The organism is Streptomyces sp. NPDC015127, from assembly GCF_043080095.1.
Taxonomy (GTDB): Bacteria; Actinomycetota; Actinomycetes; order Streptomycetales; family Streptomycetaceae; genus Streptomyces.
Genome location: NZ_JBIBVE010000022.1, coordinates 62,872 through 75,568, shown reverse-complemented (window position 1 = coordinate 75,568; position 12,697 = coordinate 62,872). Strand labels below are relative to the sequence as shown.

11 protein-coding genes are annotated in these 12,697 nt (G+C 73.0%); 7 read left to right on the top strand and 4 right to left on the bottom strand.

The window, feature by feature from the left end; all coding sequences use genetic code 11:
- The 5 genes from ACF08N_RS32750 to ACF08N_RS32730 form a co-directional block, all read left to right on the top strand.
- Positions 1–729 (top strand): alpha-isopropylmalate synthase regulatory domain-containing protein (locus ACF08N_RS32750; protein WP_392328344.1); only part of this gene is annotated, 729 nt, incomplete at its 5' end.
- Between the two features lie 222 nt (positions 730–951).
- Positions 952–1,644, top strand: coding sequence for a TerB family tellurite resistance protein (locus ACF08N_RS32745; protein ID WP_392328351.1), 693 nt, complete (start codon positions 952–954; stop codon positions 1,642–1,644).
- A gap of 203 nt (positions 1,645–1,847) precedes the next feature.
- Positions 1,848–3,980 (top strand): MMPL family transporter, encoded by a 2,133-nt coding sequence (locus ACF08N_RS32740; protein WP_392328343.1) that lies wholly within the window; start codon positions 1,848–1,850, stop codon positions 3,978–3,980.
- A 225-nt stretch (positions 3,981–4,205) separates the two neighbouring features.
- Positions 4,206–5,432, top strand: a complete 1,227-nt coding sequence (locus tag ACF08N_RS32735) for a sensor histidine kinase (protein ID WP_392328342.1) — start codon at positions 4,206–4,208, stop codon at positions 5,430–5,432.
- A complete protein-coding gene (locus ACF08N_RS32730; RefSeq protein WP_392328341.1) occupies positions 5,429–6,088 on the top strand; it encodes a response regulator in 660 nt (219 codons plus the stop codon). The genes ACF08N_RS32735 and ACF08N_RS32730 overlap by 4 nt, the downstream gene beginning before the upstream one ends.
- A gap of 13 nt (positions 6,089–6,101) precedes the next feature.
- Here the strand turns inward: ACF08N_RS32730 and ACF08N_RS32725 are convergent, their stop codons facing one another.
- The 3 genes from ACF08N_RS32725 to ACF08N_RS32715 form a co-directional block, all read right to left on the bottom strand.
- Positions 6,102–7,502, bottom strand: coding sequence for an FAD-binding oxidoreductase (locus tag ACF08N_RS32725; protein ID WP_392328340.1), 1,401 nt, complete (start codon positions 7,500–7,502; stop codon positions 6,102–6,104).
- A gap of 167 nt (positions 7,503–7,669) precedes the next feature.
- Entirely contained in the window at positions 7,670–7,780 is a 111-nt protein-coding gene (locus ACF08N_RS32720) for a LuxR C-terminal-related transcriptional regulator (RefSeq protein WP_392328339.1), read from the bottom strand.
- A complete protein-coding gene (locus ACF08N_RS32715) occupies positions 7,777–9,477 on the bottom strand; it encodes a LuxR family transcriptional regulator (RefSeq protein ID WP_392328338.1) in 1,701 nt (566 codons plus the stop codon). Before ACF08N_RS32715 ends, ACF08N_RS32720 begins: the two co-directional genes overlap by 4 nt.
- A gap of 221 nt (positions 9,478–9,698) precedes the next feature.
- On the opposite strand from ACF08N_RS32715, the gene ACF08N_RS32710 reads away from it, so the two are divergent.
- Positions 9,699–10,538: a trypsin-like serine peptidase gene (locus ACF08N_RS32710; RefSeq protein ID WP_392328337.1), complete on the top strand. Its 840-nt coding sequence runs from the start codon at positions 9,699–9,701 to the stop codon at positions 10,536–10,538.
- Between the two features lie 76 nt (positions 10,539–10,614).
- Here the strand turns inward: ACF08N_RS32710 and ACF08N_RS32705 are convergent, their stop codons facing one another.
- Positions 10,615–11,982 carry an FAD-dependent oxidoreductase gene (locus ACF08N_RS32705; protein WP_392328336.1) on the bottom strand — a complete coding sequence of 456 codons (1,368 nt, stop codon included), beginning with the start codon at positions 11,980–11,982 and terminating at the stop codon, positions 10,615–10,617.
- Positions 11,983–12,472: 490 nt separating this feature from the next.
- Between ACF08N_RS32705 and ACF08N_RS32700 the strand changes: the two genes are divergently transcribed.
- Complete coding sequence (locus tag ACF08N_RS32700) at positions 12,473–12,688, top strand: hypothetical protein (protein ID WP_215184360.1); 216 nt, start codon at positions 12,473–12,475, stop codon at positions 12,686–12,688.
- Positions 12,689–12,697: the final 9 nt, after the last annotated feature.

Here is a 12,697-nt window from a genome sequence, read left to right as displayed (position 1 = left end):
GCGGGCGACCTGGTCTACACCGCCTTCTCCGGCTCCCACCAGGACGCCATCAAGAAGGGCTTCGACGCGATGGAGGCCGACGCGGCCGCCGCCGGAAAGACCGTCGACGACATCGAGTGGGCCGTGCCGTACCTGCCGATCGACCCCAAGGACGTCGGCCGCTCCTACGAGGCCGTCATCCGTGTCAACTCGCAGTCCGGCAAGGGCGGTATCGCCTACGTCCTGAAGAACGACCACAAGCTGGACCTGCCGCGCCGGATGCAGATCGAGTTCTCCCGGATCATCCAGGCCAAGACCGACACCGAGGGTGGCGAGGTCACCCCGGCCGCGATCTGGTCCGTGTTCCAGGACGAGTACCTGCCGAACCCGGACGACGCTGCGGCTCGATGGGGTCGCATCCAGATCCGCTCCGGCCAGACCAACACCGACAAGGACGGCGTCGACACCCTGACCGTCGAGGCGGTCGTCGACGGCGTCGAGACGGTGCTGAGCGGCACCGGCAACGGCCCGATCTCCGCCTTCTTCGAGGCGCTGAACGCCATCGGCGTCGACGTACGCCTGCTGGACTACCAGGAGCACACCATGAGCGAGGGCGCCTCCGCGCAGGCCGCCTCGTACATCGAGTGCGCCATCGACGGAAAGGTGCTGTGGGGCATCGGCATCGACGCCAACACCACCCGCGCCTCCCTGAAGGCCGTCGTCTCCGCCGTCAACCGCGCGGCCCGCTAGTCAGCCCCCGTTCCGGCCCGCATCGCCGGGCGTGCTCGCATCCGAGCACGCCCGGCGATTTTGCGCCGTTGTGCGCTGGATGGGGCATCGCGCGGATCCGGCCATGTCCGCACGTACTCCCGTCGGGGTGCTGACGCGGCCTCAATCGTGTGGCTAACATCACGTCCACGCGGCAATGTTGCCGCTGCATTACGGAGGTGCGAGGTGCAGACAGCCCGGGGGATGTTCGGCCGGAAACTGCGGGTCTGCGGCATTCAGCGGGTATGCGGTATTCACACGTCGTGGAGCACCATCGGCGACGGGGAGTTCTTCTGCCCCGGCTGCGGAGGCGACCGCAACTACCGGCGCCGCACCGGACGCCGCCGCTTCACCCTCCTCGGCGTGCCCCTGCTGCGCCGCGGCCTCGCCGGTCCCGTCGTCGAATGCGCCGCCTGCCACACCCACTTCGGCCCCGACGCCCTGGACCACCCCACCACCAGCCGGTTCTCGGCCATGCTCAGGGACGCCGTGCACACCGTGGCCCTCGCCGTCCTCGCCTCCGGCGGCACCTCCTCCCGCTCGGTGCTGGAGACCGCCGTGCACACGGTCCGCGCCGCCGGGCTCGACGACTGCACCGAGGACCAGCTGACCTCCCTCATCGAGGCGCTCGCCGCCGACACCGGCCGCTTCGTCGCCGACACCACTCCCTACGGCGCGGCCCTGGCCATCGAACTGCACGAGGCGCTGGAGCCGCTCGCCCCCCATCTCGCCCCCGCCGGGCGGGAGTCGATCCTGCTGCAGGGCGCCCGTATCGCCCTCGCCGACGGGCCCTACACGCCGGCCGAGCGCGAGGTGCTGACCACCGTCGGCGCGGCGCTGCAGCTCGCCGAGGACGACACGACGCGCCTGCTGGAAACGGCGCGCGCACCCTTCTAGGGTCTCTGGTGGCCCTGGCCCCGCGGCCGTCCGTCCCCGGCCCGGCGTGCTCCTGCGGCGTACTCCCCGGGGAGTAGCCACGGGACCGGGCCGACCACGGCAGTAGTCCCCATCTCGCCCCCGCGCGCGACGAAAGCGCCCCCGTTCGCCGGGAGTCTGGTGAGGCATCCAGCCACCGGACCCGTGACGAAGGGGAGGCACCCATGGGGGCCCTACGGAGCGCAACAGAACCACCGCCGGCGAAACCGCAGGCAGGCCGGCGGGCCGTACCCTGGGCGATCGTCCTGCTCTGGGTGGCGGTCGTCGCGCTCGCCGGCCCGTTCGCGGGCAGGCTCGGCGACGTCCAGCGCGACAACGTCGTCGACTACCTGCCGGCGAGCGCCGACTCCACGCAGGTGGCGAAGATCCAGCAGGCCCTGCCCGGCGGGGAGCCCACCGACCTCGTCGTCGTCTTCCACCGCGACGGCGGACTGACGGACGCCGACCGTGCCGACGCGCAGCGGCGGCTGGACGGGATCGCGGACGCCCACCCGCTCGCGGGCGGACCGCCCCGGGGCGTGCCCTCCGAGGACGGCGCCACGCTCATGTACCCGGTGTCCAGCAACGAACCCGGCACCGACAGCGAGAAGCGCGCCGCGTTCGTCGAGGACGTACGCGAACGGCTCGACGACGGTGGCCCCGGGGCGAGCGAAGGGCTCAGCGTCGAGGTGGGCGGAACGGGCGCCCTGCAGACCGACATGGAGGCCGTCTTCGAGACCATCGACGGCACGCTCATGATCGCCACGGTCAGCGTCGTCGCCGTCCTGCTGATCCTCACCTACCGCAGTCCCTTCCTGTGGCTGGTGCCCCTGGCCGTGGTCGGTGTCGCCGCGCTCACCTCGCGGGCCGTGATCTACGGCCTCGTCCAAGGCTTCGACCTCACCGTCACCAGCCAGAGCGGCGGCATCATGACCGTCCTCGTCTTCGGCGCCGGCACCGACTACGCCCTCCTGCTCGTCGCCCGCTACCGCGAGGAACTGCGCCGCGTCGAGCGGCCGTACGACGCCATGCTCGCCGCCCTGCGCGGCTGCGGACCCGCCGTCCTCGCCTCCTCCGGCACCGTGGCCGCCGGGCTGCTGTGCATGCTCGCCGCCGACCTCAACAGTGCCAGCGGGCTCGGGCCGGTCGGCGCGGTCGGCGTCGCGTGCGCGCTGGCCGCCATGCTCACCCTGCTCCCCGCGGTGCTGGTCCTCCTCGGCCGCCGCGTGTTCTGGCCGCTCGTGCCCGCGTACGGCTCCGAGCCGAAGCAGCGGCGCTCGCTGTTCACCGCGATGGGCGGCTCCGCCGGGCGCAGGCCCGGACTCGTCCTCGGCTCCGGCGTCGTCCTGCTCGGCGCGCTCGCCCTCGGGGCGCTGGGCCTGCCGGGCAACCTGAGCCAGGAGGACAGCTTCACCGACCGGCCCGAGTCCGTCGCCGCGATGCGCACCCTCGCCGACGCCTATCCGGAGCGCAGCGCCCAGCCGATCAGCGTCGTCGCCCCGGCGGACCGCGCCGACGAGGTGCTCGCCGAGGCCCGCACCACCGAAGGCGTCGTCGCGGCCGAGACCGGGCGCACCGGCGACGGCTGGACGGAGATCGCCGTCTTCGCGAAGGACGGACCGGACACGCCCGGGGAGACGGCCACCATCGAGGCGCTGCGCGCCGGCCTGGACGGCAGCCATGTGGGCGGGCCCAGCGCCCAGCAGCGCGACCTGGAGGAGACCAACACCCGCGACAGCCTGGTGATCATCCCGCTCGTGCTCGTCGCGGTCCTGTTGATCCTGATCGCTCTGCTGCGCAGCATCGTCGCCCCGCTGATCCTCATCGTCGCCGTCGTCGCCGTGTGGGGAGCGGCCCTGGGGCTCGGCGGTCTCGTCTTCGAGGGACTCTTCGGCTTCCACGGCGTGGACCCCGGACTGCCGTTGCTCTCCTTCGTGTTCCTCGTGGCGCTCGGGGTCGACTACGGGATCTTCCTGATGCACCGGATGCGCGAGGAGGCGCTGTCGGGCGCCGAACCGGCCGCGGCGGCCCTGACGGCGCTGCGCACCACCGGCGGGGTGATCGCGTCGGCGGGCCTCGTGCTGGCGGCGACGTTCGCGGTGCTGATGAACCTGCCGCTGGTGGCGCTGGTCGAGATGGGCTTCGTGGTGGCGGTGGGGGTGCTGCTGGACACGTTCCTGGTGCGGACGTACCTGGTGACGTCGGCGAGCGTGCTGCTGGGGCGGCGGGTGTGGTGGCCGGGGGCGCTGAGCCGCGGCGCGGCGCCGGAGGCGCCGGTGGAGCGGGTGGAGCTGCGCGAACCGGCGGGCCGCGCGTAGAGGTTCGTTCCCCCACCCCACCCCACCCCGCCCCTTCCCGTAACCGGGGGCTCCGCCCCCGGACCCCCGTGCCTCAAACGCCGGCGGGGCTGATTCCGCGGAGCGAATCCAGCCCGTCCGGCGTTTGAGGACACCGTGCGAAGCGCGGTACGGGGTCCGGGGCTTGCCCCGGTTACGGGAAGGGGCGGGGTGGGGAAACGTCGAGCGCCGACCCAGGATGGAGCCGTGCAGCAGCCACCCACCGCCCCCAGCCCCCGCCTCGGCGAACGCATTCTCACCGCCGTGAGCCGCGACCCCCTCACCGCACCCCACCGCGCCCGCAACGACGCCGTCCTCGCCGGCGTCGTCGCTCTCGTCTCCCTCCTCCTCGCCCTGTTCGCCGACGAGGGGCGCCGGCCCGACGCGTTGGGGTGGGTGCTCCTCGCCGGGACGGCCGTGCCGCTCGCGTGGCGGCGTTCGCGGACCGGGCTCGTGCTCGTCGCCGTCCTTCTGTGCGTCGCGCCGTACCACGCGCTCGACAACGCCCACGCCGCCCCCGTACCGGCGTCGCTGCTCGCCCTGTACACGTTCGCCGCCACCGCCCGCCCGCTGCACACGCTGCTCGTCGGCAGCGGCGTCATCGGCATCACGCTCACGGTGATGTTCGGCGTCGGCGCACACGAGGGGCTGGAGACGCTGCGCACCTCGGGCTGGCTCCTCGCCGTGCTCGTCTTCGGTGTCGACGTACGCGTCTACCGCCTCTACATCGCCTCCGTCGTCGGCCGTGCCGAGCGTGCCGAACGCACCCGTGAGGAGGAGGCGGCCCGGCGGGTCGCCGAGGAACGGCTGCGCATCGCCCGGGATCTGCACGATCTGCTCGCGCACTCCATCACCCTCATCGGCGTGCAGACCTCGGTCGCGGCCCACGTCCTGACCGTCGACCCCGACCGCCTCGACCGGGCCCGGATCGCCAAGGCGCTCGACGACATCGCCGACACCTGCCGCACCGCGCGCGGCGAACTGCGCACCACCTTGGAGGTGCTGCGCGCGGACGGGCCGGACGGGGGCGGCCCGTTGCCCGACCTGGCCGCGCTGCCGGGTCTCGTACGGGCCGCGGGGGCGCGGCTCACCCTGGACACGGGCGAGGGGGCGCTGCCGCCCGCGGTGGAGGCCGCCGCGTACCGGATCGTGCAGGAGTCGCTGACCAACGCCGTGCGGCACGGCGGCAGAGGGACCCGTATCGATGTCGCCCTGGCGCGGCGCGGCGGGGCGCTGCACGTCACGGTCACCGACAACGGCGACGCGTCCCGCGCCGCCGAACGGCCCGCCGAGTCCCCCGGGTTCGGCATCATCGGGATGCGTGAACGGGCCCGCAGCGTCGGGGGGACACTGTCGGCAGGCCCGCGCACGGACGCGGCCGGCTTCCGGGTCGCCGCGATGTTGCCCCTGGAGCCGAAGGAGGCCGCCGCATGATCCGCGTACTGCTCGCCGACGACCAGACCCTCGTACGTGCCGCGTTCGCGATGCTCGTCGAGTCGGCCCGTGACATGGAGGTGGTCGGCCAGGCGGGTACCGGTGCGGAGGCCGTCGAACTGGCCCGCAGCGAACGGGCGGACCTCGTCGTCATGGACATCCGCATGCCCGAACTCGACGGCATCGAGGCCACGCGCCTCATCGCCGCCGACGAGGACCTCGCGGGGGTCAAGGTCCTCGTGCTCACGACGTACGACACCGACGAGCACATCGTCGAGGCGCTGCGCGCGGGCGCGTCCGGGTTCCTGGTGAAGGACACCAGGCCGGCCGACCTGCTGGCCGCGATCCGCACGGTCGCGGCGGGGGAGTCGCTGCTCTCCCCGGGCCCCACGTCCCGCCTGATCGCCCGTGTCCTGAGCGCCCCCCGGCTGCCGTCCACGGGCGGCCCGGACGGCCTCACCGACCGCGAGCGGCAGGTCCTGACGCTGGTCGCCCGGGGCCTCACCAACACGGAGATCGCCGAGACCCTCGGCCTGAGCCCGCTGACCGCCAAGACCCATGTGAGCCGCATCATGGGCAAGCTGAGCGCCCGGGATCGCGCCCAACTGGTCATTGTGGCCTACGAGTCGGGCCTGGTTACGCCGGGCGGCGAGTGACCGGGGAGGGCGTTCACGGCGCGATGTTGTGGTTGATCCGGAACAGGTTCTCCGGGTCGTACCGGCGCTTGACCGCGCGCAGCCGGTCGTAGTTCTGCCGGTAGTTGGCGCGTACCCGGTCCTGGTCGTCGGTGTCCATGAAGTTGATGTAGCCGGCCTCCTCGGTGTGCGGGCGCAGGTCCCGGTCGTACGCGCGCGTCCAGGCGATGTTCCGCGCGGTGTCGGCGGGGTCGGTGTACGAGGCGCCGAAGGCCGCGGAGAAGAAGGCGTCGCGGTAGGCGAACGCGGTGTCCTCGGCCCCGGTCCGGTGGCATGCGCCGTCGATGGGGAAGAGGGCGGTGTCGCTCTCCATCGAGGGGATCGTCGCCCCGTACGTCATGTGGACGTCGATCGCACCGTCGGTCAGTTCGCGGCTGAAGTTGCCCTTCCAGTAGTGGTAGAGGCCGGGCGGCAGGTCCTCGTCGAACAGGGTGTTGACCACGGGGTACGGCATCCGCTCGACGAACTCGCCGATGACGGGACCGAGTTCGCTGAGGCGGGCGCGGACCTTGGTGTCCTCCTCGGCGGGGCCGCTGAAGCAGGTGACGGCGGCGCAGACGGGCCGGCCGTGCCAGCGTTCGGGAAGGAAGGGGACCTCGGGCCCGAGGAGGAGGACGAGGATGGTGTTCAGCTCCTCGGGGGCGTCGGCGTTCATGTCCCGCCAGCGCCGTACGACGTCGCCGTCGAGCGGATAGAGGGCGAGACCGCCGAGGACGTCGTCCACCGGGTGCAGCCGGTACGCGAAGGACGTGACGACGCCGTAGTTGCCGCCACCGCCGCGCAGCGCCCAGAAGAGGTCGGGGTGCCGTTCGGCACCGCAGGTGACGAGCGCGCCCTCGGCGGTGACGACATCGGCCGAGACGAGGTTGTCGCAGCTCAGTCCGTAGCGGCGGGAGAGGTGTCCCATACCGCCGCCGAGGGTGAGGCCGGCGATCCCGGTGGTGGAGACGACCCCGCCGGTGGTGGCGAGGCCGAAGGCGTGCGTGGCGTGGTTGAAGTCGCCCCAGGTGCAGCCGCCCTCGGCACGGGCGGTACGGGTGACGGGGTCCACGCGCACCGAACGCATCCGGGACAGGTCGATGACGAGTCCGTCGTCGCAGGTGCCGTATCCGGCGACCGCGTGGCTGCCGCCGCGGACCGCGAGCGGCAGGGCGTGGTCGCGGGCGGCGCGCACGGCGGCGATCACGTCACCGGCGTCGACGGCCCGCACGACCACGGCCGGGCGGCGGTCGTGAAGGGCGTTGTAGACGCGGCGTGCCTCGTCGTACGCCGGGTCGCCGGGCACGATGACGTCGCCGCGCACGGCGTCGTGCAGCAGCTCCAGAGCCGCGTCCGGCAGGGGCTTCACCGGGGTGGAAGGAGTGAGTGCGGTCATGGCGGCACCGGCTTTCGGGTCTGTGCGGCGGCGTCCTTGTCGAGGGTCGTCCGTGTCCCACGAGTCCGTTCTAGGCAGCGGGCGGCGCCGCCCGCATCGCCCGAACCGTCCACGTGGGCCGCGTACGCGTCCATGGGCAGAACAGCCCATATATCCGGACGGGGACGTCAGGCCAGGCCGTGGGAGCACGCGTAGGCCGTGGCGGCGGCGCGTGAGGTCACGCCGAGCTTGGCGTAGATGTTGTTCAGGTGCCGGGCGACGGTGTGCTCGCTGATCACCAGTTCATGGGCGATGTCCCGGTTGGTGCCGCCCGCCGCGACCAGCCGAGCACCTCGGCCTCCCGCCGGGTCAGGCCGTCCGGCAGGGTCGTCGTCCGCTCGCTCAGCAGCGCCGCGGCACGCCGGGCGTCGGGGACCGCGCCGAGCTGCTCGAAGGCGGTGCGGGCTGCCCGCAGCTCCAGCCGGGCGGCCTCCTTGTTGCCGGCCGCCCGGTACGCGGCGGCCAGCAGCATCCGCGCCTGCGCGGCCTCGTACGGGATGCGCATCTCCCGCCAGCCGGCCAGCGCGCGGCGCAGGGGCCGCAGCGCCGCGTCGGGGTCCCGGCCGCCGTGCAGGGCGAGGGCGAGGGCGCCGTGTGCGGTGTCGGCCATGGCACGCAGCAGGGTCGCTCCCCGGTCCCCGGGCCCGGTGCCGGCGAGCGTCCGGAGCTCCTCCACCGCGAGCTGGGCCCGCTCCGTGTCCCCGACGGCCAGGGCCACCTCGGTCTGTGCGGTGAGCAGCCGGGCGCGGCCCAGCAGGTCACCGGGTGTCTCGCTCTGGGCGTCGAGGGCCAGCCGCAGGCCGGTCACGGCGGCATCGGCCTTGCCCTGGGCCAGGCGGAGCAGGGCGAGACCGGGCTGCGGGGTGAGGCCGAGTTCGTGGGCGTGTGCGTAGGAGACCGCGGCGGCGTCGAGCAGGCCGCGGCGTCGCTCGATCTCCCCGGCCGCGTAGTGGGCGGCCGCGGCCGCTTCGAGGCAGTCGGGCAGGACCTCGGTGCAGACACGCGACGCCTCGGCGGCGGCGAGCGGCCAGGCGCCGAGCAGGTCCAGCACCTCCACGCGGTGGACGCGGCACAGCCCGCGGAACGGGTTGTCCGTGAGGAGGACGGCCGGCTTCCCGTCGGCGGGGCTCAAGCCGGTGGGGCTTCCGCCGGCCGGGCTCAGGGCCGCGCCGTCCGCGTGGGGTCCGGGAGCCCGGGTGCCGTCCGGCGGCGGCGTGACGTGCTCCGACCACGGGGCGGAGCACCAGGCCATGGCGGCGTCGGTCCATTCGGCGGCCCGCGCGAAGTCCGCCGCCGCCATGCACTGGGTCAGCGCCAGGCAGTACAGCAACCCCGTGAACATGCCGCTCAGTTCGCCGGCCGTGACGGAGCACATCGCGTCGTCCAGCAGGGCGAGCCCCTCCTCCCTGCGTCCGTCGGCGAGCAGAACCGCCGCGTGCGCCTGACGGCTCAGGGCGATGAGGTCCGCACTGCCCGAGTGCTCCGCGATGCGGTACATCCGGCGGGCGGCGGCGAGTGCCGCACCGGGATCGCGGTTGCGCTGCGCCTCCTCGGTGTCGGTCCAGGCGAGGAAGCACTGCTCGGGACACTCGGGCTCGTGCTCCAGATGCCGTCGGGCCCGGTGCAGCCAGCCCGCGGCCGCGCCGGGGCGGCCCAGGCTGCGGTACTCGAAGAAGAGCCACCATGCGGTGCAGCCCGCCCGCCGGTGGTCGCCCGCGGCCTCGTGTCCGGCGTGCGCCCGCAGCCGGGCGTCGACCGACTCGTCCACGTGCCCGGACCACCAGGCGGCGTCGGCCAGGACGTCGAGGTCGCTCGGGCCGAGGGCACCGGGCGCTCCGGTGTCGAGGGCACGCAGCAGAACGTACGCCTCGGCCCAGGAATCCCGGGCCGCCGCGTCCCGCGCCCGCTCGACGGAGGGGGCCGACTGGACGGCCATGGCCGCTCCCTTCCCTCCTCAGGTTAGGAGCGGCCCCCGCCCCGGAAAAGCCCCGTCGGCCCGCCGGGCCCACCCCGCGGCCCCCGATGTCGGCCCCCGATGTCGGCCCCTGCCCGTGGCCGAAAACGACGCCTTGTCGGCCCAGGCCGACGCCCCAACAATGCGCATGACAACTTCGGCCGTCACATCGGCCACTCACGTCGCATTGAGGGGACCCCCACATGAACAAGCCTCTCGCCGGCACGCTGCTCGCCCTCACCCTCCTCGGAGCGGGCGCCGCACCGGCAGTCGCCGCCGAACCCGCCGCCGAACCGGCGGTCGAGGCCAAGGCGGTGGACTTCGCCGGAACGGTCGCGCTCAGCAACTGTTCCGGCTCCGTCGTCAGGACGGCCGCCTCCCAGCCGAGCGACCCCGCGCTCGTGCTGTCCAACGGCCACTGCCTGGAGACGGGCTTCCCCGGGCCCGGTGAGGTCGTGGTCGACCAGCGGTCCTCGCGCAGTTTCGGGCTGCTCGACTCGGCGGGCACGCGCGTCGCCACACTGCGCGCCGGCAAGGTGGCGTACGGGACGATGACGGACACCGACGTCTCGCTGTACCAACTGACCAGCACCTACGGCCAGATCGAGTCCCGCTACGGCATCAAGGCGCTGGAGCTGAACGACGCCCGTCCGGTGGAGGGCACGGCCATCAAGGTCGTCTCGGGCTACTGGAAGCGGATCTACAGCTGCGACATCGACGGCTTCGCCTACCGCCTCAAGGAGGGCGCCTGGACCTGGAAGGACTCGGTCCGCTACACCTCCGGCTGCGACACCATCGGCGGGACCTCGGGCTCCCCGGTCGTCGACACCGCCACCGGCAAGGTGGTCGCCGTCAACAACACGGGCAACGAGGACGGCGGACGCTGCACGGACAACAACCCGTGCGAGGTGGACGAGAACGGCAACGTGACGGTCCGCGAGGGCATCAACTACGGGCAGCAGACGTACACGCTCGTGCCCTGCATCGGCCCCGGGAGCCGGATCGACCTGAACCGCCCCGGCTGCGCGGTCCCGAAGCCGTAGGGGACATTGGGCGTTACCGCGACGGCCGGGGCCGGGGCTCGTTCGAGCCCCGGCCCCGGCCGTCGTCGTATGCCGCTTACGCGCCGCTCGCCCTGAGCATGTCCTCGCGCTCCACGATCTTCACCCGCTCGCGGCCCTGCGGCTCGCCCAGCGCCTTCTCGGCCTCGTCCAGCCGGTACCAGCCGTCCCAGGTCGTGTAGCGCACGCCGCGGTCGGCGAGGAACGTCTCGACGGCCTCGGGCGCGGGCGAAGAAGGCGTCCGCAGGCGGCCGTTGGCGTGGTCGTCCAGCAGGTTCGCGACGGTCTCGTTCGCGTCGCCCTTCGTGTGGCCGATCAGGCCGACCGGGCCGCGCCGGATCCAGCCGGTGACGTACGTCGAGTCCAGGTGCTCGCCGGACTCCTCGATCACGCGGCCGCCCTCGTCCGGGACCGTGCCCGACGCCACGTCCCAGGGGAGCTTGGGCAGTTCGTCCGACAGGTAGCCCACCGCGCGGTAGACCGCCGTGACGTCCCAGTCCTTGAACTCGCCCGTGCCCTTCACATTGCCCGTGCCGTCGAGCTGCGTGCGCTCGGTGCGCAGGCCCACGACCCTGCCGTCCTCACCGAGGATCTCGGCCGGGGACTCGAAGAAGTGCAGGAACAGCTTGTGCGGGCGGTCGCCGGTGTCGCGGATCGCCCAGTTCTCGAGGGTCTTCGCGACCATGTCCGCCTGCTTGTTGCCGCGGCGGGTCTCGATCGAGCCCTCGTCGTAGTCGATGTCCTCGGGGTCGACGATGACCTCGATGTTGGGGGAGTGGTCGAGCTCCCGCAGCTCCATCGGGCTGAACTTCGCCTGCGCGGGGCCGCGCCGTCCGAAGACGTGGACCTCGAGGGCCTTGTTGGCCTTGAGCCCGTCGTGGACGTTCGGCGGGATCTCGGTCGGCAGCAGCTCGTCCGCGGTCTTCGCGAGGATGCGGGCCACGTCGAGCGCGACGTTGCCGACGCCGAGCACCGCGACCTTCTCGGCCTCCAGCGGCCAGGTGCGGGGCACGTCCGGGTGGCCGTCGTACCAGGAGACGAAGTCCGCCGCGCCGTACGAGCCGTCGAGGCCGATGCCGGGTATGTCCAGCGCCCGGTCCGCCGTCGCGCCCGTCGAGAAGATCACCGCGTCGTAGAAGGAGCGCAGGTCGTCCAGGCTGATGTCGTTCGGGTAGTCGACGTTGCCGAAGAGCCGGATCTGCGGCTTGTCGAGCACCTGGTGCAGGGCCGTGATGATGCCCTTGATCCGCGGGTGGTCGGGGGCGACGCCGTAACGGATCAGGCCGAAGGGCGCGGGCATCCGCTCGAAGAGGTCGATGGAGACGCCGGGCTCGGCGGCGGCCACCTCGGACTTCAGCAACGCATCGGCGGCGTAGATCCCGGCGGGGCCGGCTCCGACGATGGCTACCCGCAGGGGGCGGGGCATGTTCAGGTTCCCTTCGAGCGGCGACAACTGGCTCGTCGGCCACCCTAAACAAAGGCTTGCCTAAGTCTGTAGTCGGCCCGGGTCTATGACCTCATAAGTGAGGCTTATGGGCACTCAAAGCTCTGCTTGATGACCGGTCGCCCAGGCATCGGGGCACGGGGCGCACCGCGCGTGCGGAGCCGGTGAGGACCGTGCCGTATGCGGTGCCGAGGGGCGTCGCCCGCGTGGGCGCACGCAGCGCCGAGGGCCCGCGCGGGATCGCGGAGCCCTGGCCGCGGACCAACGGCCGTGCCCGGCTGCCCGATTGGAACCGGCACAGGCCTCCTCAGCCTACTCGCGCGGCGTCACGCTCCACATGCGAAACGTGAACTCCGAGCAGAATGGGAAGGCCCGGGACACGCCGTGTCCGCTCGTCGAATCGGGGCGCCGCGCGGTGGACACTGTCCGCCTGATTCGCGGCAGCTCCGCCCAGGGAAGGGGGCCGTACGCCATGACCCTGCCCATCGGTACGTACGTCGTCGACACCCGCACCGGCCGGGTGGGCCGGCTCATGGGGCAGGCCGGCCCGTTCCTCTCGCTCAGACCCGTCGGCGGAGGCCGGGAGTGGGAGTGCGCGCCGGAGGAGGTGCGGCCCGCGACGGCGGCGGAGCGGATCAGCGCGACGACGGCGTACGTCAACGCGCGCAGCCGCGGCGAACTGCCCTGAGACCGGCTC

Bases quoted from the DNA above. Each gene is read 5' to 3' on its own strand.
- ACF08N_RS32745 (WP_392328351.1), top strand. From the start codon at position 952: ATGTTCGGCCGGAAACTGCGGGTCTGCGGCATTCAGCGGGTATGCGGT.
- ACF08N_RS32740 (WP_392328343.1), top strand. From the start codon at position 1,848: ATGGGGGCCCTACGGAGCGCAACAGAACCACCGCCGGCGAAACCGCAG.
- ACF08N_RS32730 (WP_392328341.1), top strand. From the start codon at position 5,429: ATGATCCGCGTACTGCTCGCCGACGACCAGACCCTCGTACGTGCCGCG.
- ACF08N_RS32725 (WP_392328340.1), bottom strand. From the start codon at position 7,502: ATGACCGCACTCACTCCTTCCACCCCGGTGAAGCCCCTGCCGGACGCG.
- ACF08N_RS32715 (WP_392328338.1), bottom strand. From the start codon at position 9,477: ATGGCCGTCCAGTCGGCCCCCTCCGTCGAGCGGGCGCGGGACGCGGCG.
- ACF08N_RS32710 (WP_392328337.1), top strand. From the start codon at position 9,699: ATGAACAAGCCTCTCGCCGGCACGCTGCTCGCCCTCACCCTCCTCGGA.
- ACF08N_RS32705 (WP_392328336.1), bottom strand. From the start codon at position 11,982: ATGCCCCGCCCCCTGCGGGTAGCCATCGTCGGAGCCGGCCCCGCCGGG.
- ACF08N_RS32700 (WP_215184360.1), top strand. From the start codon at position 12,473: ATGACCCTGCCCATCGGTACGTACGTCGTCGACACCCGCACCGGCCGG.